Annotated in this window: 18 protein-coding genes; 16 read left to right on the top strand and 2 right to left on the bottom strand. The window is 70.6% G+C overall.

All coding sequences use genetic code 11. From position 1 onward, the window contains the following. Window positions 1-29 precede the first annotated feature (29 nt). Window positions 30-1,205, top strand: a complete 1,176-nt coding sequence (locus NVV95_RS07355) for a pyridoxal phosphate-dependent aminotransferase (RefSeq protein ID WP_259485909.1) — start codon at window positions 30-32, stop codon at window positions 1,203-1,205. 1 nt (window position 1,206) lies between these two features. Further along, the gene (locus NVV95_RS07350; protein WP_259485908.1) at window positions 1,207-2,250 is read left to right on the top strand and encodes a ketopantoate reductase family protein; all 1,044 of its coding nucleotides are present in this window, start codon (window positions 1,207-1,209) and stop codon (window positions 2,248-2,250) included. A gap of 54 nt (window positions 2,251-2,304) precedes the next feature. Here NVV95_RS07350 and NVV95_RS07345 read toward each other — a convergent pair whose 3' ends face one another. After that, the gene (locus NVV95_RS07345; protein ID WP_259485907.1) at window positions 2,305-3,192 is read right to left on the bottom strand and encodes an NAD-dependent epimerase/dehydratase family protein; all 888 of its coding nucleotides are present in this window, start codon (window positions 3,190-3,192) and stop codon (window positions 2,305-2,307) included. Between the two features lie 110 nt (window positions 3,193-3,302). Between NVV95_RS07345 and lepA the strand changes: the two genes are divergently transcribed. The 3 genes from lepA to hemW are packed head-to-tail and all read left to right on the top strand — an operon-like array spanning window position 3,303 to window position 7,128. Continuing rightward, complete coding sequence (gene lepA, locus NVV95_RS07340; RefSeq protein WP_259485906.1) at window positions 3,303-5,153, top strand: translation elongation factor 4; 1,851 nt, start codon at window positions 3,303-3,305, stop codon at window positions 5,151-5,153. Between the two features lie 2 nt (window positions 5,154-5,155). Further along, complete coding sequence (locus NVV95_RS07335; protein WP_259485905.1) at window positions 5,156-5,899, top strand: DUF1990 domain-containing protein; 744 nt, start codon at window positions 5,156-5,158, stop codon at window positions 5,897-5,899. 2 nt (window positions 5,900-5,901) lie between these two features. Beyond that, window positions 5,902-7,128 carry a radical SAM family heme chaperone HemW gene (hemW, locus tag NVV95_RS07330; protein WP_259485904.1) on the top strand — a complete coding sequence of 409 codons (1,227 nt, stop codon included), beginning with the start codon at window positions 5,902-5,904 and terminating at the stop codon, window positions 7,126-7,128. A 22-nt stretch (window positions 7,129-7,150) separates the two neighbouring features. Here hemW and NVV95_RS07325 read toward each other — a convergent pair whose 3' ends face one another. Next, window positions 7,151-7,669: a DUF4870 domain-containing protein gene (locus NVV95_RS07325; RefSeq protein WP_259485903.1), complete on the bottom strand. Its 519-nt coding sequence runs from the start codon at window positions 7,667-7,669 to the stop codon at window positions 7,151-7,153. 163 nt (window positions 7,670-7,832) lie between these two features. Between NVV95_RS07325 and hrcA the strand changes: the two genes are divergently transcribed. From hrcA to NVV95_RS07270, 11 genes are all read left to right on the top strand, one after another. Next, window positions 7,833-8,867 (top strand): heat-inducible transcriptional repressor HrcA, encoded by a 1,035-nt coding sequence (gene hrcA / locus NVV95_RS07320; protein ID WP_259485902.1) that lies wholly within the window; start codon window positions 7,833-7,835, stop codon window positions 8,865-8,867. A 99-nt stretch (window positions 8,868-8,966) separates the two neighbouring features. Continuing rightward, window positions 8,967-10,079: a molecular chaperone DnaJ gene (dnaJ, locus tag NVV95_RS07315; RefSeq protein ID WP_259485901.1), complete on the top strand. Its 1,113-nt coding sequence runs from the start codon at window positions 8,967-8,969 to the stop codon at window positions 10,077-10,079. A gap of 7 nt (window positions 10,080-10,086) precedes the next feature. Next, window positions 10,087-10,845, top strand: a complete 759-nt coding sequence (locus tag NVV95_RS07310; protein WP_259485900.1) for a 16S rRNA (uracil(1498)-N(3))-methyltransferase — start codon at window positions 10,087-10,089, stop codon at window positions 10,843-10,845. Window positions 10,846-10,930: 85 nt separating this feature from the next. Continuing rightward, window positions 10,931-11,275 (top strand): histidine triad nucleotide-binding protein, encoded by a 345-nt coding sequence (locus NVV95_RS07305; protein WP_259485899.1) that lies wholly within the window; start codon window positions 10,931-10,933, stop codon window positions 11,273-11,275. Window position 11,276: 1 nt separating this feature from the next. After that, window positions 11,277-12,353 (top strand): PhoH family protein, encoded by a 1,077-nt coding sequence (locus NVV95_RS07300; protein WP_375163790.1) that lies wholly within the window; start codon window positions 11,277-11,279, stop codon window positions 12,351-12,353. A 7-nt stretch (window positions 12,354-12,360) separates the two neighbouring features. Next, on the top strand, window positions 12,361-12,825 hold the full coding sequence (gene ybeY, locus NVV95_RS07295) for an rRNA maturation RNase YbeY (protein WP_259485898.1): 465 nt from the start codon (window positions 12,361-12,363) through the stop codon (window positions 12,823-12,825). Further along, on the top strand, window positions 12,825-14,192 hold the full coding sequence (locus tag NVV95_RS07290; protein ID WP_259485897.1) for a hemolysin family protein: 1,368 nt from the start codon (window positions 12,825-12,827) through the stop codon (window positions 14,190-14,192). The genes ybeY and NVV95_RS07290 overlap by 1 nt, the downstream gene beginning before the upstream one ends. After that, window positions 14,189-15,103: a GTPase Era gene (gene era, locus NVV95_RS07285; RefSeq protein WP_259485896.1), complete on the top strand. Its 915-nt coding sequence runs from the start codon at window positions 14,189-14,191 to the stop codon at window positions 15,101-15,103. Before NVV95_RS07290 ends, era begins: the two co-directional genes overlap by 4 nt. A 59-nt stretch (window positions 15,104-15,162) precedes the next feature. Next, window positions 15,163-16,140: a 4-hydroxy-tetrahydrodipicolinate synthase gene (gene dapA, locus NVV95_RS07280; RefSeq protein WP_259485895.1), complete on the top strand. Its 978-nt coding sequence runs from the start codon at window positions 15,163-15,165 to the stop codon at window positions 16,138-16,140. Window positions 16,141-16,208: 68 nt separating this feature from the next. Next, window positions 16,209-17,885, top strand: a complete 1,677-nt coding sequence (locus NVV95_RS07275) for a ribonuclease J (RefSeq protein WP_259485894.1) — start codon at window positions 16,209-16,211, stop codon at window positions 17,883-17,885. Window positions 17,886-17,954: 69 nt separating this feature from the next. Beyond that, window positions 17,955-20,912: an FtsK/SpoIIIE family DNA translocase gene (locus tag NVV95_RS07270; protein WP_259485893.1), complete on the top strand. Its 2,958-nt coding sequence runs from the start codon at window positions 17,955-17,957 to the stop codon at window positions 20,910-20,912. The last annotated feature ends 2 nt before the right edge of the window (window positions 20,913-20,914 follow it).

Below are 20,914 nucleotides of genomic sequence, written 5' to 3'. Positions count from 1 at the left end.
AGCAGGTACGAGGGGTACCGTAGAACCCTATGCCACGCCTAGCCGCCCACACCGACACGGTCCCGCCCTCGGGCATCCGTCGCCTGTTCGAACTGGCCCACTCGCTCGAGAACGTCGTCTACCTCGTGGTGGGCGAGCCCGACGTCGCCGTCGACCCGGCGGTGCTCGCCGAGGCCGCCGTCGCCTGGCAGGCCGACGACACGGCCTACACGCCGAACGGCGGCATCACCGAGCTGCGCGAGGCGATCGTCGACACCGTGCGCGAGCACAACGGCATCACCACCGAGCTCGAGCGGGTCTGGGTCACCGCGGGCGCCACCCAGGGCCTCTACCTCGCCATGTCGATCCTGCTCGACCCGGGCGACGAGGTGCTCGTGCCCGACCCGGGCTACACGACCTTCACCATGAACGCGCACCTGGTCTCGGCCGTGCCGGTGCCCTATCCGCTCCGCCCGGCGGCGGGCTTCGCGCCCGACCTCGACGAGCTCGACCGCCTGGTCACGCCGAAGACCCGCGTGCTGATCGTCAACTCGCCCTCGAATCCGCTCGGTGCCGTCTTCGACCGTGAGACCCTCGGCGCCCTGCTCGACTTCGCCGAGCGCCACGACCTCTGGGTGATCAGCGACGAGGTCTACGAGCGCTTCACCTACGGCGTCGAGCACGTCAGCCTCGCCGCCCTGGCCGCCGAACGCGGAGACGCCGCCGAGAACCGGGTGCTCACCGTCTTCTCGGCGTCCAAGACCTACGCGCTCACCGGCGGCCGCGTCGGCTGGCTGCTCACCCCTCCCGGATTCGCGCCGCTGCTCCGCGCCGCCCAGGAGGCCATGGTCAGCTGCGTCAACACCCCCGCCCAGCGCGCGGTCGTCACCGCCCTCCGCGGCTCGCAGCAACACGTCGCCGACGCCGCCCGGCACTACCGCGAGAACCTCGACGCCGCCGTCGCCCTGCTCACCGAGCGCGGCATCGCCCACCTCGAGCCCACCGGCGCCTTCTACCTCTGGGTCGACGTCTCCTATGCCACGGGCGGCGACGTCGCCGAGTGGGCCGAGCGCTTCCTGATCGAGCAGCGCGTCGCGGTCGCCCCCGGAAGCGCCTTCGGCCGCACGGGCGAGGGCTGGATCCGGCTCTGTGCCGCCGCCTCCACCGACGATCTGCTCGAGGGCATCCGCCGACTCCCGGCGCCCCCGGCCGGCCCGCAGGCCTGACGTGCGCGTCGGGGTCATCGGCGCCGGAGCCGTCGGCGGCGTCATCGCCGCCCTCGCCGACCGGGCGGGGCACGACGTCGAGGTCACGGCCCGCGGCGCCCAGCTCGACGCGATCGAGCACCGCGGTCTGCGGCTGTCGGGTCACTGGGGTGAGCACACGGCGCGGCCCCGGGCATCCGCACTTCTGCACGTCGACCGGACGAACCCGTTCGACCTGGTGCTGCTGACGGTCAAAGCCCAGGATGCGCGCCCCGCCCTCGAGGCCAACGCCGCCGCCCTGGCCGGGGTGCCCCTCGTCGTGGTGCAGAACGGTCTCGGTGGGGCCGCCGCGGCCGCCGCCCAGCTGCCGGGCACCCCGGTCGTGGGCGCGCTGGCGCTCTTCGCCGCGTCGTACCTGTCACCCGGCGAGGTGTCGATCACGACCCCGGCGAGCACCTACCTCGGTCTGCCCGGGGCCACGGATGCCCGCCCGGCACCCCCCGCCGACACCGCCGCCCTGGCCCTCGCCGAGCGCGCGCTCGGGGCGCTCCTGCCGATCGAGCGCACCGCCAACTTCGCCGGCGCGCAGTGGACGAAGCTGATCGTCAACCAGATCAACGCCCTCCCCGCGATCACAGGGCTCGCGGTGCAGGAGACGATCGCCGACCCGCGGCTGCGCGCGGTGCTGACGGCGAGCATGCGCGAGGCGGTCGCGGTGGCCCGGGCGTCGGGGGTGCGGTTCGAGACGGTGCTCGGGCTGAGCGATCCGCTGCTGCGCGTGTTCGGCGCCGCGCCCGAGCCGCTCGCCCGCCTGCTGCCGCGGCTGATGGCGCGGCGGATGGGCAGGACGCCCAATCCGGGATCGACGTTGCAGAGCATCCGTCGCGGACAGCTGACCGAGATCGACCACCTGAACGGGGCGGTCGTCGACGCGGCGCACGACCTCGGGCGCGAGGCGCCCGTGAACCGCACCCTCGTGGAGCTGGTGCACCGCGTCGAGCGCGAGAAGACGTTCGTCACGCCCGACGCGGTGGCCGCCGCCGTGGCAGCGGCCCGCGCGGCCTGACCGCGGCCGAAGCTGACCGCCCGGCCGAACGCGCCCGCCCGCGCGGCCCGACCCCTACCGCTTGTACGACCCCGACCGCAGCTCCTCCACGAGCGACGGCCCGTTCGGCTCCCACCCCAGGTCGATCCGCGCCGCCGAGCCGGTGGCCTGCTGATCGAGCAGCAGCGCGTCGGCGAACTGCTCGCCCAGGCGCTCGTGCGCGGCCTCGACGGTCGACGCCTCCACCCGCCCGTCGAGCCCGGCCGCCTGCGCCGCGGCCTCGGTGAGCTCGCGCACGGTCGGGTTCTGCCCGCTCGCCCCGATGTAGTACGACCCGGCCTGAGCGAGGTCGAACGCGAGCACGTACAGCTCGGCGAGGTCCTCGACGAAGACGGTCGTCCAGTGCTGCTCGCCCGAGCCGATCAGCTCGAGCGCCGGGGCGTCGCCCGAGGTGCGGGGCGACTCGACGATCAGGTTCGGGATGCCGCCGCTGTTGCCGAACACCACGGCCGGGGCGATGATCGTCGTCTTCACGCCCACGGCCGAGCGCACGCGCGCCTCGACGGGCACCCGCCAGGAGGTCAGGGCCGGGGGATCCAGCGGGGAGTCCTCGGTGATCGCCGCGCCCTCGCCGAACACCCAGATCCCACCGGTGTGCACGTACGGCTTGTCGCTGCCCTCGAGCCCGGCGAGTACCGCGGTGACGAAGGCGTCGTCGGTGGGGGCGCTCGACTCGTCGCCCGGGGAGGCGAGGTGGATGACGCCGTCGCTCTCGAGGGCGAGGTGGGTCACGATCTCGCGATCGGTGAGCTCGCCGAGCACGGCGCGGGCGCCCAGCGCCTCGACCGCCTCGACGGCGGAGGAGGAGCGCACGAGGGCGACGACGTCGCGACGCTGGTCGCGGAGCTGACGGAGGACTGCGGAACCGATGAAGCCGGTCGCGCCGGTGAGGAGGATTGCCATACCCCGATTCAACAGCCAGACCGGCCCCTCATTCCAGACGTGGCAGAATAAGTCCCTGCGATCGTGCGCGTCCGTCCGGCGCCGATCACACCGACACTCCAGAGGAATGCGTGAGCCCCAAAGCCCTGAAGGCCCTCCAGCCGGCCTCCACCGACCCGGCATTCATCCGCAACTTCTGCATCATCGCGCACATCGACCACGGCAAGTCGACGCTCGCCGACCGCATGCTCGGCATCACGGGTGTCGTCAGCGACCGTGACATGCGCTCGCAGTACCTCGACCGCATGGACATCGAACGCGAGCGCGGCATCACCATCAAGAGCCAGGCTGTGCGCATGCCCTGGGCGCTCGACGGCCAGAGCTACGCCCTGAACATGATCGACACCCCCGGCCACGTCGACTTCTCCTACGAGGTCTCCCGCAGCCTCGCCGCGTGCGAGGGCGCCATCCTGCTGGTCGACGCGGCGCAGGGCATCGAGGCACAGACGCTCGCGAACCTCTACCTCGCGCTCGAGAACGACCTCACGATCATCCCGGTGCTGAACAAGATCGACCTGCCGGCGGCCGACCCCGAGAAGTACTCGAAAGAGCTGGCGAGCCTGATCGGCGGCGACCCGGCCGACGTGCTGCGGGTCAGCGGCAAGACCGGCGAGGGCGTCGAGGCGCTGCTCGACCGCGTCACCCAGCTCATCCCCGCCCCGGTGGGGCAGGCGGATGCTCCGGCCCGCGCCATGATCTTCGACTCCGTCTACGACGCCTACCGCGGCGTGGTGACCTACGTGCGCATGATCGACGGCAAGCTCAGCCCGCGCGAGCGCATCCAGATGATGTCGACCCGTGCCACCCACGAGATCCTCGAGATCGGTGTCTCCAGCCCCGAGCCGACCCCCAGCCAGGGCCTCGGCGTCGGCGAGGTGGGCTACCTCATCACGGGTGTGAAAGACGTGCGGCAGTCCAAGGTCGGCGACACGGTCACGACCGCGGCGAAGCCGGCGACGGATGCTCTGCCGGGCTACACCGAACCCCTCCCCATGGTCTTCTCGGGCCTCTACCCGATCGACGGCAGCGACTACCCGGTGCTGCGCGAGGCGCTCGACAAGCTGAAGCTCAGCGACGCCGCCCTCGTCTACGAGCCCGAGACCTCCGTGGCGCTCGGCTTCGGCTTCCGCTGCGGCTTCCTCGGCCTGCTGCACCTCGAGATCATCACCGAGCGCCTCGAGCGCGAGTTCAACCTCGACCTGATCGCCACCGCCCCGAGCGTGATCTACGAGGTCACCACCGAAGACAAGCGCACCGTCACGGTGACGAACCCGAGCGAGTTCCCGGGCGGCAAGATCGTCAGCGTCAGCGAGCCCGTCGTGAACGCGGCCATCCTGGCGCCGAAGGACTACGTCGGAACGATCATGGAGCTCTGCCAGCAGCGCCGTGGCACCCTGCAGGGCATGGACTACCTCGGCGAGGACCGGGTGGAGATCAAGTACACGATGCCCCTCGGCGAGATCGTTTTCGACTTCTTCGACAACCTCAAGTCGAAGACCGCGGGGTACGCCAGCCTCGACTACGAGCCCGCCGGCGAGCAGGACGCCGACCTGGTGAAGGTCGACATCCTGCTGCAGGGCGAACAGGTCGACGCGTTCAGCGCGATCGTGCACCGCGACAAGGCCTACGCCTACGGCGTGCTGATGACGGGGCGCCTGCGTGAGCTCATCCCGCGACAGCAGTTCGAGGTGCCCATCCAGGCGGCCATCGGAGCGCGCATCATCGCGCGCGAGTCGATCCGCGCCATGCGCAAAGACGTTCTGGCCAAGTGCTACGGCGGTGACATCAGCCGCAAGCGCAAGCTGCTCGAGAAGCAGAAGGAGGGCAAGAAGCGCATGAAGATGGTCGGCCGCGTCGAGGTGCCCCAGGAGGCGTTCATCGCCGCGCTCTCGGGCGACGTCGAGAAGAAGGACAAGAAGTAGCGGTGTCGGCCACGCTTCCCCGCCCGGCCGCCGAGACCCCGCTCAGCTACGCGGCCGTCGGGGCGACCCAGGCGCCCGACCTGCTGTACTTCCCGCCGAAGGGCTTCCGGCCCATGCAGGTGCGCGCCCGGCTCGGCAGCGGGCAGGCCCGCTTCGAGGAGGCGTCGTCGCGGCTGATGGCGTGGGGTGTGCAGCGGGGGGCCGGCATCCGCGTGGGGGAGATCCAGCCGCCGGCTCCGTCCGAGACCGACTGGGCCGGGCTGCGGTACGACGAGACGGGGGCCCCGCTCGGGCCGCTCGCCGCGCATCCGGAGCAGGCCTACGGCGCAGACGGCACCCCGCTCGTTACGGCCGGCACCACGGCCGAGCTCACCATCTCGGCGTTCGGTCTCAAGGTCACCGCCCCCGTGCGGGTCGTCTACCTCGTCGACGAGCCCGGTCGTCTCGGCTTCGCCTACGGCACGCTGCCCGGCCACCCCGAGTCGGGCGAGGAGAGCTTCGTCGTCGAGCGCCTCGCCGACGACTCGGTCTGGATCGTCATCCGCGCCTTCTCGCGCCCGAGCAGCTGGCTCTACCGGCTCGGCTACCCCGTGCTGCGGTTCATGCAGTGGCGCTACACCCGTCGCTACCTGCGCTCGCTGCTGCCGGGCCGGGTGCCGCTGGCACCGGCCAAGGCGGCCGACGACACGCTCGGCAGCAGCGCCACCGGCAGCAGCGCCACCGGCCGCATCACCGACGGTCGCTGACCGTGCCCTCCGCCCTCCCGCTCGGCGACCCGGCTCCGGCCGACGGTCTGCTGCCGCCCCCCGCCGATCGCGCCGCCGGGGCCGCGCACCGCGACTTCGGTCTCTACGTGCACGTGCCGTTCTGCCGGGTGCGCTGCGGCTACTGCGACTTCAACACCTACACGGCCACCGAGCTGCGCGGCGCGAAGCAGGCCGACTACTGGCAGGAGGCCGTGGCCGAGATGCGCTTCGGCGCCGAGGTGCTCGATCGCTCGGGCTACGCGCCGCGGCCGATCTCGACCGTGTTCTTCGGGGGCGGCACCCCGACGCTGCTGCCCGCCGAGCAGCTCGTCGGCATGCTGCACGCGGCCCGTGACACCTGGGGCTTCGCCGACGGCGCCGAGATCACGACCGAGGCGAACCCCGACTCGGTCGACGCGGCGTACCTGCAGACGCTCGCCGACGCGGGCTTCACCCGGGTCAGCTTCGGCATGCAGTCGGCGGTGCCGAGCGTGCTGGCCACGCTCGAGCGCACGCACGACCCGGAGCGGGTGCCCGACGTGGTGCGCTGGGCCAAGGACGCCGGGCTGCAGGTCAGCCTCGACCTGATCTACGGCACCCCCGGCGAGACGATCGACGACTGGCAGCGCTCGCTCGACGCGGTCGTCGCCGAGCGGCCCGACCATGTCTCGGCCTACGCGCTGATCGTCGAGGAGGGCACGAAGCTCGCCCGGCAGATCAAGTCGGGCGTGGTGGAGGCCCCCTCCGACGACCTGCAGGCCGACATGTACGAGCGGGCGGATGCGACCCTCGGCGACGCGGGCTACGACTGGTACGAGGTCAGCAACTTCTCCACCGGCCCCGAGACCCGCTCGCGCCACAACCTCGGCTACTGGGTCGGGCACGACTGGTGGGGCGTCGGCCCCGGTTCGCACAGCTACGTGGGCGACACCCGCTGGTGGAACGTCAAGCACCCCGCCGCCTACGCGCAGCGGATGGCCGCGGGCGAGTCGCCTTCGGCCGGCCGCGAGACCATCGACGCCGACACGCACGAGCTGGAGCGCATCCTGCTGCTCAGCCGCGTGCGGGGTGCGCTGCGCACCGACTCGCTCGGCCCCGAGGCGCGCCGCGAGGTCGCCGGGCTGATCGCCGACGGTCTGGTGGACGGAAGAACGGCCCTCCGGGGCGAGATCACTCTCACCCTGAAGGGCCGTCTGCTGGCCGACGCCGTGGTGCGGCGTCTGACCTGACTGCTCGACGGAGCAGCCGGCGTTACTTGATGAAGCGGAAGGTGAACGGGTAGCGGTAGGTGCCGCCCGCGTTGACCTTGACACCGGCGATGATCGCGAACACGACGCCCACGATCTGCACGGCCCAGGCCAGGAAGTAGAACAGGAAGCCGATCAGCACCACCGAAAGGATGGTGCCGAGGATGTAGAGCGCGACGACCGCGATGGCGACGGAGATCTGGAAGTTCAGCGACTCCTTGCCCTCCTGGTTGGTGAGCGGGCCGCGGTCTTTGAAGATCAGCCAGATGATCAGCGGCGGCAGGAAGCCGAGGATGCCGCCGAGCTGGGCGAGGAACGCCCACTGCTTGTCGTCGGCCGGGGAGAGCGGGGCCTGCGGGGCGGCCTGCTGGTAGCCGGGCTGCTGCTGGTAGCCGGAGCCGGGCGGCGGGGCCTGGTAGCCGGGCGGGGGCGCCTGGTAGCCGGGAGGCGGAGCCTGGTATCCGGGAGGCGGCGTCGGCTGGCCCGCGGCCGGATCGTTCGGCGTCGTGTTGGGGTCGGTCATGGTGTCGCCTTTCAGACGGATGGGCGGGGTCGTACACGGACAAGATAGCGCTCGGCCCCGAAGCGAGCAATGATTTTCACTCACTGTGTCTCCGGCCGATGTCGGTCCCGGCGCGATATGATTGGCACTCAGCCCGTCAGAGTGCCAGAAGGAGGTGGTCGTCATGGTCTCCGAACGCAGCCTCGAGGTGCTCCGCGTGATCGTGCAGGACTACGTCGCCTCCCGAGAGCCCGTCGGGTCCAAGAGCATCGCCGAACGCCACTCCTTCGGCGTCTCGGCCGCGACCATCCGCAACGACATGGCGCTGCTCGAGGAGGAGGAGCTGATCACGGCCCCGCACACCTCGAGCGGTCGCGTGCCCACCGACAAGGGCTACCGGCTCTTCGTCGACCACCTCTCCGAGGTGCGCCCGCTCACCCCGGCGCAGCGGCACGCGATCGAGGCCTTCCTCGACTCCAGCGTCGACGTCGACGACGTGCTCGCGCGCACCGTGCGCCTGCTGTCGCAGCTCACCCGCCAGGTCGCCCTGGTGCAGTACCCGCTGCGCTCGCAGGCGCGGGTGCGGCACATCGAGGTCGTCGCACTGGCGCCGCGCAAGCTCATGACCGTCATCATCACCGATGCCGGGCACGTCGAGCAGCGCATCGTCGACGTGCCCTCCGACATCGACGACGCGCTCATCGGCGAGCTGCGCCAGCGCTTCAACGAGGCGGTGGGCGGCAAGGGCCTCGTCGAGGCGGCGGGCGACCTCGACGGCGTGCCGGAGCGCTTCCCGGCCGAGTCGGCGGCGACCGCATCCGTCGTCGCCGTCACGCTGAAGGAGCAGGTCTCGGCCAACCGCCAGGAGAAGCTGCTGATCGCCGGCGCCGCCAACCTCGTGCGCACGGAGGACGACTTCCACGGCAGCATCCTCCCCGTGCTCGAGGCGGTCGAGGAGCAGGTGGTGCTGCTGCGCCTGTTCAGCGAGCTCGAGGCCGACCAGCGGGGCCTCGTGGTCTCGATCGGCCGTGAGAACGAGTCGTTCGGGCTCGGCGAGACGTCGATCCTCGCCAGCGGCTACACCGGCATCGGCAGCGCCATCTCGCGCCTCGGCGTACTCGGCCCCACCCGCATGGACTACTCGAACAACATCTCCGCGGTGCGCGCGGTCGCACGCTACCTCTCCCGCACCCTCGGCGAGACCGGCAGCGCGAGCTGACCGGCGATCCGACCGCAGACCCGACATGACCGACGACCCGACCTGACGACCCCTACCGACTCCCACGACTCTCGAACGACAACGAAGGAGAAGCCCCTGGTGGCTGACCATTACGACGTGCTCGGCGTCTCGCGCGACGCGACGACCGAAGAGATCAAGAAGGCCTACCGCCGACTCGCCCGCGAGCTGCACCCCGACGTCAACCCGAGCCCCGAAGCCCAGGAGACGTTCAAAGCGGTCACCCACGCCTACGACGTGCTGAGCGACCCCGGGCAGCGACGCGACTACGACCGCGGCCCGCAGCAGGGCTTCGGCGGCGCAGGCGGCCAGGGCTTCGGCGGCTTCGGCGACATCTTCGAGACCTTCTTCGGCGGGCAGGGCGGCGGCAACCGCGGCCCGAAGTCGCGCGCCGAGCGGGGTCAAGACGCCCTGCTGCGGGTCGAGGTCGACCTCGGCGAGGTCATCTTCGGCACCCACCGCGACCTCGAGGTCGACACCGCCGTGCTCTGCGAGACCTGCAACGGCTCGTGCTGCGCCCCGGGAACCTCGCCGGTCACCTGCGACATCTGCCACGGCTCCGGCTCCATCCAGCGCACGGTGCGGTCGCTGCTCGGCAACGTCGTGACGAGCGCCCCCTGCGGCACCTGCCGCGGCTACGGCACGATCATCCCGAACCCGTGCCCCACCTGCCAGGGCCAGGGCCGCGTGCGCGCCCGCCGCACCCTGCCGGTCGACATCCCCGCGGGCGTCGACACCGGCCTCCGGCTGCAGCTGCCCGGCCAGGGCGAGGTCGGCCCCGCCGGCGGCCCCCAGGGCGACGTCTACCTCGAGATGAAGGTGCGTCACCACGACGTCTTCTCCCGCAACGACGACGACCTGCTCTGCACCCTCGAGGTGCAGATGTGGGACGCGGTGCTCGGCACGACCACCACCGTCAAAGCACTCGACGGCGACATCGAGCTCGAGCTGAGGCCCGGCATCCAGAGCGCCGAGGTGCTCACGGTCAAGGGTCGCGGCGTCACGCACCTCAGGGGCAACGGCCGCGGCGACCTGCGGGTCGGCATCCAGGTGGTCACGCCCACGAAGCTCGACCACAAGCAGAAGGAGCTGATGAAGCAGCTCGCCGCCGCCCACAAGTACCCGGCGCCCTCGCTCGGGCAGTTCCAGCAGGGGCTGTTCGCGAAGCTCCGTGACCGCTTCCTGAACGTCTGAGGCACCGATGAGCTCCCTCTTCCTGCTCGACGAGCTGTCTGTGGTACCGCACCAGCAGGGTGACGTGGTCACGCTGGGCGGCGACGAGGCACGCCATGCGGCGACGGTGAACCGGATGCGCGTGGGCGAGCACACCGCGATCGGCGACGGTCGCGGGCTGATCGTCGAGGGCGTCGTGGTGCGGGCCGAGGCCAAGGAGCTCGACCTCGCGGTCGAGCGGGTGCACGAGCATCCGGAGCCCTCGCCCCGCATCGTGCTGGTGCAGGCCCTCGCCAAGGGCGACCGCGACGAGCTCGCCGTGCAGACGGCCACCGAGCTGGGCGTCTCGGGCATCGTGCCGTGGCAGGCCGAGCGCTCGGTCTCGCGCTGGGCCGGCCCCAAGGCCGCCAAGGGCGTGGAGCGCTGGCGCAGCATCGTGCGCGAGGCGGCCAAGCAGTCGATCCGGCCGTTCGTGCCGGCGGTCGGCGACCTGGTCGACCTGCCCGAGCTGATCGCCGAGACCGACGGCTGCCGGATGCTCGTGCTCGAGCCGAGCGCGACGACGCGACTCACCTCGCTGACCTTCGGGGCCACCGCCGGGGGCGACGCCGACGACCGCTCGATCATCCTCGTCGTGGGGCCGGAGGGCGGCATCTCGCCGCGGGAGCTCGAGAAGCTCGACGAGGCGGGCGCGGAGACCGTGCGGCTCGGCGAAGAGGTGCTGCGCACCTCGAGCGCGGGGCCGGCGGCGATCGCGGTGCTGAACGTGGCGCTGGGGCGCTGGTAGCGCGGCTGCACGCTCAGAGCGAAACCCGCGGATCGGCGCCGTCGACCCCCTCCTCGGTGTCGGCGGTCGAACCTAAGATGGAATCATGTCCACCGAAACCGAGTCCCCCTCGATCTTCTCGCGCATCGTGGCCCGTCAGATCCCGGCCACGATCGTGCGCGAGACCGACCGCGTCATCGCCTTCGAGGACATCGCGCCCCAGGCCCCCGTGCACGTGCTCGTGGTGCCGAAGACCGAGCAGTACCGCGACGTGGTCGAGCTCGCCGCGGGCGATCCGGGCCTGATGGCCGAGATCGTCGACACGGCCCGCTCGATCGCCGAGGAGCGCGCCGACGGCGAGTTCCGTCTCATCTTCAATACCGGCGAGAACGCCGGTCAGACCGTCTTCCACGTGCACGCCCATGTTCTCGCGGGCGGGCTGAAAGAGTAATTTGGCTCCCACCGAACCCACCCCCCAGGCCTCGCAGGGCGACCGCGCCGAACGCTCCGGCCGCTCCGAGGCGAAACTGCACATCGACGGCATCGAGATGGTGCGACTGCTCGGCCCGCAAGACCGGCTGCTGACCACCGTCGAGCGGCGCTTCCCCGAGGTCTCCGTGCTGGTGCGCGGCAACGACATCACCATCTCGGGGCCGGCCGACCAGGTCGACAGCGCCAGGCGGCTCGTCGAGGAGCTGCTGCAGATGGTGCGCAACGGCCATGACCTCACGCCCACCGAGGTGTCGTCGTCGGCGCGCATCCTCGAGAACGACCGGGGCTCGAGCCCGGCCGAGCTGCTCAGCCAGGCCATGGTCACGGCGCGCGGCAAGAGTGTGCGCCCGAAGACCCTCGGCCAGAAGGAGTACGTCGACTCGATCGACGAGAACACCATCGTCTTCGGCATCGGCCCGGCCGGTACTGGCAAGACCTACCTCGCCATGGCGAAGGCCGTGCAGGCGCTGCAGCGCAAGGAGGTCGAGCGCATCATCCTGACGCGTCCGGCCGTCGAGGCGGGGGAGCGGCTGGGCTACCTGCCCGGCACGCTCACCGACAAGATCGACCCCTATCTCCGACCGCTCTACGACGCGCTGAACGAGATGATGGATCCGGAGATCGTGCCGAAGCTGCTCGCCGCCGGCACCATCGAGGTCGCGCCCCTGGCCTACATGCGCGGGCGCACCCTGAACAGCTCCTTCATCGTGCTCGACGAGGCGCAGAACACCACGCCCGAGCAGATGAAGATGTTCCTCACCCGCCTGGGCTTCGGCTCGAAGATGGTGGTCACGGGCGACATCACCCAGGTCGACCTGCCGAACGGCACCTCGGGCCTGCAGGTCGTCAGCCGCATCCTCGACCGCATCGACGACATCCACTTCGCGCTCCTGACGAGCGCCGACGTGGTGCGGCACACCCTGGTGGGCCAGATCGTCGACGCCTACACCGAGTACGACCAGGTGCAGTTGGCCCGCCAGCAGGGGCACGACTTCACGAGCGAGCGCGATCGTCGCTACACCAAGGGAAAGCGGTAGACACCCCGTGTCGATAGAGGTCAACAACGAGTCGTCGGTCGACGTCGACGAGACGGCGCTGCTCCGGCTCGCGACGTTCGCGCTCGACTTCCTGCACGTGCATCCCGACGCCGAGCTCGCCATCGTGCTCGTCGACGAGGCGGCCATGGAGCAGCTGCACGTCCAGTGGATGGACGAGCCCGGCCCCACCGACGTGCTCAGCTTCCCGATGGACGAGCTGCGCCCGGGCACCGAAGACGCACCGACGCCGGCGGGCCTCCTCGGCGACGTCGTGCTCTGCCCGCAGGTCGCCGAGGCGCAGGCGCAGACCGCCGGCCACTCCACCCTCGAGGAGCTGCTGCTGCTCACCACCCACGGCATGCTGCACCTGCTCGGCTTCGACCACGCCGACGCCGAGGAGGAGCGCGAGATGTTCGGCATCCAGCGCGACATCCTGGTCGGCTACGCGATGAGCGAGCGCCGCCGCCGGTAATGACGATCGTCGTCTTCCTCCTCGCCGCCGTGGTGCTGGTCGCCCTCGGCGGCCTGTTCGCGGCGGTCGACTCCGCGATGACGTCGCTGTCCCGCGGCGACCTGCTCGATCTCGCCGAACGCCACCGGGCGAAGCGGTCGCTCCGGGCGATCGCCAACGACGTGGGCGCGCACCTGAACGCCGCGAACTTCGCCCGCGTCGTGTTCGAGACGACGGCGGCGGTGCTCGTCACCATCTCGTTCGCCTTCACGATCGACGAGCTGTGGATCGCGCTCGTCGTCTCGGCGGTGGTGATGATCGTGGTGTCGTTCGTGCTCGTGGGGTCGAGTCCGCGCAGCGTCGGGCGCGTGCATCCGCGCATCGTCGTGCGCTACGGCGCCGTCCCCGTGCACATCGTGCGCGTGTTCCTCGGCCCCATCGCCACGTTGCTGGTGGCGATCGGCGACCGCGTCACCCCGGCCCGCGCCCGCTCGGCCGGCTTCGCCTCCGAGGAGCAGCTGCTCAGCATGGTCGACGAGGCCACCGAGCTCGACGTGCTCGAGGAAGACGACCGCGAGCTCATCCACTCCATCCTCGAGTTCAACGACACCGTCGTACGCGAGGTGATGATCCCGCGCACCGACATGGTCACCATCGACGACGACGCCACCGTCGGGCACGGGCTCGGCCTCTTCCTCAGCAAGGGCGTCTCACGCATCCCCGTCGTGGTCGACGACGACGTCGACGAGATCGCGGGGGTGCTGCACCTGCGCGACGTCGCCCGGGTGAGCTACGAGCGCCCGACGCTCGTCGACACGATGCCGGTGCGCGAGCTCGCCCGGCAGCCCCTGTTCATCCCCGAGTCGAAGAAGGTCGACGACACCCTGCGGCAGATGCAGACCGAGTCGAACCACCTGGCGATGGTGGTCGACGAGTACGGCGGCATCGCCGGGCTCGTCACGCTCGAAGACCTGATCGAGGAGCTCGTCGGCGACATCTCCGACGAGTACGACCGCGACGTGGTGGAGGTCGAGCCGCTCGACGACGACGCCGGCTTCCGGGTGAGCGCCCGCCTGCCGGTCGACGAGCTCGGCGAGCTGTTCGACCTCGAGCTCGACGACGACGACGTCGACTCGGTGGGCGGCCTGCTCACGAAGGCCCTCGGCCGACTGCCCGAAGCGGGTTCCACCGCCGAGGCGCTCGGTCTCGTGCTCACCGCCGACCGCATCGACGGCCGGCGCAAGCGGGTCGTCACGGTGCTCGTGCACCGGGCCGAGCCCGCGCACCCCGACAATGGTGAGGTGCCCGCCGACGCCCCCGACGACGACGCGGCCGGCGCCGCCCCGGGCAGCACGCCCCGCACCACCCCCAGCAAGGAGAACGCATGACCGACACCGGCACCCCCGCCCCCGACGACTTCCGGGCGGGCTTCGTGACCTTCGTCGGCCGCCCCAACGTGGGCAAGTCGACCCTCACGAACGCGCTGGTGGGCGAGAAGGTGGCCATCACGAGCCCCAAGCCGCAGACCACCCGCCAGACCATCCGCGGCATCGTGCACGACCCGGCCGGTCAGCTCATCCTCGTCGACACCCCGGGAATGCACCGCCCCCGCACCCTGCTCGGCGAGCGGCTGAACTCCCTGGTGCAGTCGACCCTCGGCGACGTCGACGTGATCGGCTTCTGCCTGCCCGCCGACGAGAAGCTCGGCCCGGGCGACCGCTTCATCAACGAGCAGCTCGACCAGTACCCGAAGGCCAAGAAGGTGGCGATCGTCACCAAGATCGACTCGGCCTCGAAGCAGCAGGTGGGGGAGCAGCTGCTCGCGATCTCCGAGCTCCGCGACTGGGAGACGGTCATCCCCGTGTCGGCGACCAGCCGCATCCAGCTCGACGTGCTGACCAGTGAGCTCATCCGCCTGCTGCCCCGCTCCGAGCGGCTCTACCCCGACGACCAGTACACCGACGAGGGCATCGAGAGCCGCATCGCCGAGCTCATCCGCGAGGCCGCGCTCGAGGGCGTGCGCGACGAGCTGCCGCACTCCATCGCCGTGACGATCGACGACATGCGCCAGCGCGACGACAAGGAGATCGTCGAGATCTACGCGAACCTCTTCGTCGAGCGCGACAGCCAGAAGGGCATCATCATCGGCCCCAAGGGGTCCCGGCTCGGCGAGGTCGGCGCGCGGGCGCGGGCCGAGATCGAGCCCCTGCTCGACAGCCAGGTGTATCTGAACATCCGGGTCAAGGTCGCGAAAGACTGGCAGCGCGACCCGAAGCTGCTCGGCCGGCTCGGCTTCTGAGCGGGCATCCGGCTGCCCGGCCTTCTCGCCCGGGCGTCACGAACCGATACCCTGTAGACGTGTCATACGCTTCGAACCCGTTCGGCCAGGTGCTGGTCGCCATGGTCACCCCGTTCACCGCCGACGGCGAGGTCGACTGGCCCGGCGTCGAGAAGCTCATCGACGACCTCATCGTGGGCGGAGCCGACGGCATCGTCGTCTCGGGCACCACGGGCGAGACGTCGACCCTCACCGACCCCGAGAAGATCCGTCTCGTCGAGGTCGGCAAGTCGGTCGCCGGGGGGCGCGCCAAGATCATCACGGGCGGCGGCTCGAACGAGACGGCGCACGCCATGCAGCTCGCGCGGCAGAGCGAGAAGGCGGGTGCCGACGGCAACCTCGTCGTCACGCCGTACTACAACAAGCCCACCCAGGCCGGCATCCTCACGCACTTCCGCATGATCGCCGACGCCACCGACCTGCCGGTCATCCTGTACGACATCCCGGGTCGCACCGGGGTGCCCATCAAATACGACACCATCCTCCGGCTGGCGAAGCACCCGAACATCCTCGCCGTCAAAGACGCGAAGGGCGACTTCAGCGAGGTCAGCCGGGTGCTGAACCAGACGAGCCTGCTCTACTTCTCGGGCGACGACGCCAACGTGCTGCCGCATATGGCGATCGGCGCCGCCGGGCTTATCGGGGTCACCGCGAACATCGCGCCGGCGCCCTACCGGGTGATCGTCGACGCAGTGAACGCGGGCGACCTCGCCACCGCCACCACGGCGCATCAGGCGCTCGAGCCCCTCGTGCGTGCGGTCATGACGCACGTGCCGGGCACGGTCGCCGCGAAGTACATCCTGCACGGGCTCGGCCGCATCGCCAGCCCGCGCGTCCGCCTGCCCCTCGTGGGGCCCGAGGAATGGGAGGCCGCGCAGATCGAGAGCGAGATCGATCTCGTGCGCGACATCCCGGGTCTCGACCTCGGCAACTTCCGCCCCGACCGCAACGCGGCCGCCGGCGGAGCGCTGCCCAAGGTGGCGGGCACCACCCGCTGAGGCGGGTGCCATCAGCCACAGCGCGCACGACGCGCGCACCTGCATCAGAAGAAGAACAAGGAGGGCCCATGCAGACCCCCATCATCACTCCTCCGCCGCTCGAGAACGGAACACTCCGCGTCGTCCCCGTGGGCGGCCTCGGCGAGATCGGCCGCAACATGACGGTCTACGAGTTCGGCGGCAAGCTGCTCGTCGTCGACTGCGGCGTGCTGTTCCCCGAGGAGCACCAGCCCGGCGTCGACCTGATCCTGCCCGACTTCAGCGTCGTGCGCGATCGCCTGCGCGACATCGTCGGCATCGTGCTCACCCACGGCCACGAAGACCACATCGGCGCCGTGCCCTATCTCCTGAAACTCCGCGAGGACATCCCGCTGATCGGCTCCGCGCTGACCCTCGCGCTGGTCGAGGCGAAGCTCAAAGAGCACCGCATCAAGCCCTACACGCTCGACGTGGCCGAGGGCCAGGTCGAGAACCTCGGGCCGTTCGAGTGCGAGTTCGTGGCCGTCAACCACTCCATCCCCGACGCCCTCGCGGTGGCCATCAAGACGCCTGCCGGCCTCGTGCTGCACACCGGTGACTTCAAGATGGACCAGCTGCCGCTCGACGGCCGGCTCACCGACCTGCGCGCCTTCGCCCGCCTCGGCGAGCAGGGCGTCGACCTGTTCCTGCCCGACTCCACCAACGCCGACGTGCCGGGCTTCACGCCCACCGAGCGCGACATCGGACCGGTGCTCGAGTCGATCATCGAGCGCGCGCCCCGTCGCGTCATCGTGGCCAGCTTCTCCAGCCACGTGCACCGCGTGCAGCAGGTGCTCGACGCCGCCGCCGCGAACGGCCGCCGGGTCGCCCTGCTCGGCCGCTCGATGGTGCGCAACATGACCATCGCCGCCGAGCTCGGCTACCTCAAGGTGCCCGACAACGTGCTGGTCGACTTCAAGAAGGCCGGAGACATCCCCGACGACAAGATCGTCTACATGTCGACCGGGTCGCAGGGCGAGCCGATGGCCGTGCTCTCGCGCATGGTCAACCTCGAGCACCAGATCGAGGTGGGCGAGGGCGACACCGTCATCCTCGCGTCCAGCCTCATCCCGGGCAACGAGAACGCGGTCTACCGCATCATCAACGGCCTCACCAAGCTCGGCGCGAACGTCGTGCACAAGGCCAACGCCAAGGTGCACGTCTCGGGCCACGCGGCCGCCGGCGAGCTGCTCTACTGCTACAACATCCTGAAGCCGAAGAACGTGCTGCCCGTGCACGGCGAGTACCGTCACCTGGTCGCGAACCAGAAGCTGGCGATCGAGACCGGCATCCCCGCCGAGAACACGATCATCGGCGAAGACGGCACCGTCATCGACCTGAAGAACGGCGTGGCGAAGGTGGTCGGTCAGTACGACCTCGGCTTCGTCTACGTCGACGGCTCGACGGTCGGCGAGATCACCGACGCCGACCTGAAAGACCGTCGCATCCTCGGCGAGGAGGGTTTCATCTCGATCATCACGGTGGTCGAGTCGCAGACCGGCCGCATCGTCTCGGGTCCCGACATCCACGCCAAGGGCTTCGCCGAGGACGACAAGGTCTTCGACGCCCTGAAGCCCAAGGTCAGCGCTGCGCTGGCCGAGGCCGCGCAGAACGGCGTGCGCGACAGCCACGCCCTGCAGCAGGTCGTGCGCCGGGTCGTGGGCCGCTGGGTCAGCGCCTCGTTCCGCCGTCGGCCGATGATCGTGCCGGTCGTCATCGAGGCGTAACGCGCACCATTTCGCAACACCCGCGGCCGGTGACCCCTCGCTGTCACCGGCCGCGGGTAGCGTGAAACCATGGCCACCAGCAGTAAGTCGACGCCCCGCAAGCCGGCGTCCACCCCGCGCGCGACGCGTGCGACGGCCGCGACGCCGCGCAAGGCGCCCGCCCGCACCACCGCCGCCCAGAAGACCGTGAAGTACCCGGTCATCCAGGAGGAGAAGGGCCCGAACCCGCTCGTCTCCCTGTGGCTCGGCCTCGCCCACGTCACGGGTGGCGCCGCCCGCGCCTTCGGCAGCGAGACGCTCGCGAAAGAGGAGCGTCGTGACGGCCTGCCGTTCCTGTTCTTCGTGCTCGCGGTCGCCGGCGCGATCACCGAGTGGTTCCTGGCCTCGAACGCGGTGGCCGTCGCCATCAACGCGTGGACCTTCGGCGGCCTGTTCGGCCGCGTCTCCTACGCGCTGCCGGTCATCCTGATGCTGCTGGCCGTCTGGCTGTTCCGTCACCCGAGCTCGGTGCACGACAACGGGCGCATCGGCATCGGGCTGAGCGTGTTCCTCGTCACGGTGTCCGGCCTCTGCCACATCTTCAGCCAGGCACCCGACCCCTCCGAGGGCATGGAGGTGCTCGCGCTGGCCGGCGGCGTCATCGGCTGGATCGCCGCGGCCCCCCTGGCCGCCCTGATCACCCCGGCCGGGTCGGCGGCGGTGCTCATCGTGCTGCTCGCCCTGTCGCTGTTCATCATCACGAAGACGCCGCCGAACCGCATCGGGCGGCGGCTGCGGGAGTTGTACGTCTACCTGTTCGGGGCGCACGACGAGGCTGGTGACGGCGGTGCGTCCGACGGTGCCGGTGGCTCTCCTGATGCGAACGCCACCGCTCCCGTCGCCGCCAAGCGCGGCCGCCGCGGCCGCTCGTCCGAGACCGACGACCCGAACATGCTCGACCTCGACGCCACCCCCGAGGAGTCGGGCGCGCTGCCCTGGTGGCGCCGCAACTCCAGCGGCCGCGAAGAAGACCCGGAGTCGTCGGCCCCGCCCCTGCAGCCCCGCATCGAAGACCGCACGCCGGCTCCCGAGGGGCCGTTCGAGAGCCCGGCCGAGGTCGTGCACCCCACCGACCTCGACAGCACCGAGAGCTTCGGCTCGGGCCTGCTGCACGACATGGAGGCCGCCGAGCAGGCGATCAAGCGGGTCACCGGCGAGATCCTGCCCGGTCGCCTGCAGACCACCGGGCTGCTCGACGACGAGTCGACCGAGGGCCTGCCCGCCTTCGCCACCCCGATCCCGGATGCTCCGCTCGACCTCTCGGGCACCGGCGCCGTCCTCGGCGCGGGCGAGGGCATGCCCACGCCGCCCCCGGCCTCCGACCCCGCGAACTACCGCCTGCCGTCGGTCGCGAACCTCTCGGTCGGAGAGCCGTCCAAGGCGCGCTCGGCCGTGAACGACGACATCGTGCGCGCCATCACCGACGTGCTGAAGCAGTTCTCGGTCGACGCCACGGTCACCGGCTTCTCCCGCGGCCCCACCGTCACCCGCTACGAGATCGAGCTCGGCCCGGGCGTCAAGGTCGAGCGCGTCACCGCGCTGTCGAAGAACCTCTCCTACGCGGTGGCCTCGAACGAGGTGCGCATCCTCTCGCCCATCCCGGGCCGGAGCGCCATCGGCATCGAGATCCCGAACACCGACCGCGAGACGGTCTCGCTCGGCGACGTGCTGCGGTCGCAGAAGGCGATGAACGACCCGCACCCGATGACCATCGGCGTCGGAAAAGACGTCGAGGGCAAGTTCGTGCTCGCCAACCTCGCGAAGATGCCCCACCTCCTCGTGGCCGGTTCCACCGGTTCCGGCAAGTCGAGCTTCATCAACTCCATGGTCACCTCGGTGCTCATGCGCGCCAAGCCCAGCGAGGTGCGCATGGTGCTGATCGACCCGAAGCGGGTCGAGCTCACCGCCTACCAGGGCGTGCCGCACCTGATCACCCCCATCATCACCAACCCGAAGAAGGCGGCCGAGGCGCTGTCATGGGTGGTGAAGGAGATGGACATGCGGTACGACGACCTGGAAAGCTTCGGGTTCCGGCACATCGACGACTTCAACCGCGCCGTCATCAACGACGAGATCCAGCTGCCGCCGGCCTCGCAGCGGGTGCTGAAGCCCTACCCCTACCTCCTGGTCGTGGTCGACGAGCTCGCCGACCTGATGATGGTCGCCCCGCGCGACGTCGAGGACTCGATCGTGCGCATCACCCAGCTCGCACGTGCGTCGGGCATCCACCTCGTGCTCGCCACGCAGCGGCCCTCGGTCGACGTCGTCACGGGTCTGATCAAGGCCAACGTGCCCTCGCGGCTCGCCTTCGCGGTCACCAGCGTCACCGACTCGCGCGTCATCCTCGACCAGCCGGGCGCCGACAAGCTGATCGGCCAGGGCGACGCCCTGTTCCTGCCGATGGGCTCGTCGAAGTCCATCCGCGTGCAGGGCGCCTGGGTGAGCGAGCCCGAGATCGCCAAGGTCGTCGAGCACGTCACCCGCCAGGCGCGGCCCGAGTACCGCGACGACGTGGCGGTCACCGCCGAGAAGAAGCAGATCGACGCCGACATCGGCGACGACCTCGAACTGCTGCTCGCGGCGGCCGAGCTGGTCGTCAACACGCAGTTCGGCTCGACCTCGATGCTGCAGCGCAAGCTCAAGGTCGGCTTCGCCAAGGCGGGCCGGCTGATGGATCTGCTGGAGTCGCGCGAGATCGTCGGGCCGTCGGAGGGGTCGAAGGCGCGGGACGTGCTCGTCACGGCCGAGCAGCTGCCCGAGGTGCTGTCGATGATCCGCGGAGGGTCGACGGCGGGTGCTGCTGCTGCTGGTTCAGGTGCTTCTGCTTCTGCTTCTGCGGGTGCGGCTGCGGCCTCCGCGGGCGTTCCGGCGTCAGGCGCCGACGACCGCTACGGCTCCGATGCGGTGGGTGACGCGCTCTCCCAGTACCCTGAGGTCGAGGCGGACTCGTCCGAAGAGGACGCCTGGGGACTGACCGGCAGGGAGTAGCA

The sequence above is a fragment of the Herbiconiux gentiana genome (genome assembly GCF_024978135.1).
GTDB classification, from domain to species: Bacteria; Actinomycetota; Actinomycetes; order Actinomycetales; family Microbacteriaceae; genus Herbiconiux; species Herbiconiux gentiana.
Note: the sequence above shows the minus strand (reverse complement) of the source record. Positions and strands in the feature narration are given on the sequence as shown.

Coding starts and splice junctions, on each gene's coding strand:
- NVV95_RS07355 (WP_259485909.1), top strand. CDS start 30: ATGCCACGCCTAGCCGCCCACACCGACACGGTCCCGCCCTCGGGCATC.
- NVV95_RS07345 (WP_259485907.1), bottom strand. CDS start 3,192: ATGGCAATCCTCCTCACCGGCGCGACCGGCTTCATCGGTTCCGCAGTC.
- NVV95_RS07325 (WP_259485903.1), bottom strand. CDS start 7,669: ATGACCGACCCCAACACGACGCCGAACGATCCGGCCGCGGGCCAGCCG.
- hrcA (WP_259485902.1), top strand. CDS start 7,833: ATGGTCTCCGAACGCAGCCTCGAGGTGCTCCGCGTGATCGTGCAGGAC.
- NVV95_RS07310 (WP_259485900.1), top strand. CDS start 10,087: ATGAGCTCCCTCTTCCTGCTCGACGAGCTGTCTGTGGTACCGCACCAG.
- NVV95_RS07305 (WP_259485899.1), top strand. CDS start 10,931: ATGTCCACCGAAACCGAGTCCCCCTCGATCTTCTCGCGCATCGTGGCC.
- NVV95_RS07290 (WP_259485897.1), top strand. CDS start 12,825: ATGACGATCGTCGTCTTCCTCCTCGCCGCCGTGGTGCTGGTCGCCCTC.
- era (WP_259485896.1), top strand. CDS start 14,189: ATGACCGACACCGGCACCCCCGCCCCCGACGACTTCCGGGCGGGCTTC.
- NVV95_RS07275 (WP_259485894.1), top strand. CDS start 16,209: ATGCAGACCCCCATCATCACTCCTCCGCCGCTCGAGAACGGAACACTC.
- NVV95_RS07270 (WP_259485893.1), top strand. CDS start 17,955: ATGGCCACCAGCAGTAAGTCGACGCCCCGCAAGCCGGCGTCCACCCCG.